Raw genomic sequence first — 1,441 nt, 5'->3', positions numbered from 1 at the left:
AAGGCGGTGCTTCGGCTTCGGCGGATGGTCATTTGCTGCCCGGCCTGGAAGGATACCTTCAAGGCATATTTGCCGAGATTTCGGAAATCCCGCCAGACCGGTTGAATATGAATACTCCCCTGGAGCATTACGGTATCCATTCCATGATGATTACAAGGCTGAACGGCAGGCTGGAGCGTGATTTTGCAGAGTGCCCGAAGACGTTGTTCTTTGAATGCAGGACTTTGCGTGAAGCGGCGCAATATTTATGTTCAACCTATCCCGTGCAAGCCCGGAAGCTGCTTGGCGTCGATCCGGCGCAACCGGGGGATGAGACCGCTGCCTTCCAGGCTCCGGGCAACTGCAAACCGAGGGGAATGCAAACCCTTTGTCCGCCGGACGGCGGGAGTGGGCCCGTTCCCGCAGGCAACTCACGCCATGTAGCCATCGTAGGAATGGATGGGCGGTATCCCCAAGCGGAAACCCTGGATGAGTACTGGCAGAACTTGCAGCAAGGCATCGATTGCATCACGGAGATTCCGACGGAACGCTGGGACTACCGTCCGCATTTCGATCCTGGACAGCGGACTCCTGGCAAAATGTACAGCAAGTGGGGAGGATTTATGGCGGATGCGGATGCATTCGATCCACTGTTCTTCAATATTTCTCCCAAAGAAGCCGAAATTATGGATCCGCAGGAGCGTTTGTTCCTGCAAACGGTCTGGCATACGTTCGAGAATGCGGGTTATAGCCGCGAAGCGATGCAGCGGGCATTCGGCGGACGCGTCGGAGTGTTCGTCGGGGTTATGTATGCCGAATACCAACTGTACAATGCTGTCCGCCATGAAGACGCCGATCCGGTTTCGGTCGTTTCTGCCTATGGCTCGATTGCCAACCGGATATCTTACTTTTTTGATTTTCATGGTCCCAGCATGGCCGTCGATACGCTCTGTTCTTCATCACTGACGGCACTCCATCTTGCCATTGAAAGCATTAAACGGGGCGAATGCGAGGCTGCCGTTGTCGGCGGAGTCAACCTGTCCCTTCATCCGGCCAAATATTTGATGCACTCCCAGATGTCAATGTCCTCCACGGATGGCCGTTGCCGCAGTTTTGGCGAAGGCGGCAACGGTTTCGTGCCCGGAGAAGGGGTCGGGGCGGTGCTGCTGAAGCCGCTGGACAAGGCGGTTGCCGACGGCGATCATATTTACGGCGTTATTAAAGGTACAGCGGTCAACCACGGCGGCAAGACCAACGGTTATACCGTACCCGATCCGGTGGCTCAAAGCGAGCTGATTCTCGCCGGGCTGCGCCAGGCGGAGGTGGATGCGCGGACAGTCAGCTATGTCGAGGCGCACGGAACAGGAACCCTGCTGGGAGATCCGATCGAAATCGCAGGACTGACCCGCAGCTTCAGGATGTTCACCGGCGAGAACCAATTCTGCCCGCTCGGCTCTGTGAA

The 1,441-nt window shown here is 56.6% G+C and carries 1 protein-coding gene; it reads left to right on the top strand.

What is annotated here, in order from left to right; genetic code table 11:
* Positions 1-32 precede the first annotated feature (32 nt).
* On the top strand, positions 33-1,441 hold a 1,409-nt coding region (locus L696_RS28120), incomplete at its 3' end, for a beta-ketoacyl synthase N-terminal-like domain-containing protein (RefSeq protein WP_245233271.1).

The sequence above is a fragment of the Paenibacillus maysiensis genome, from assembly GCF_000520815.1.
Lineage (GTDB): Bacteria > Bacillota > Bacilli > Paenibacillales > Paenibacillaceae > Paenibacillus > Paenibacillus maysiensis.
The sequence above is the reverse complement of the archived record's forward strand: the minus strand, read 5'-3'. Positions and strand labels throughout refer to the sequence as shown.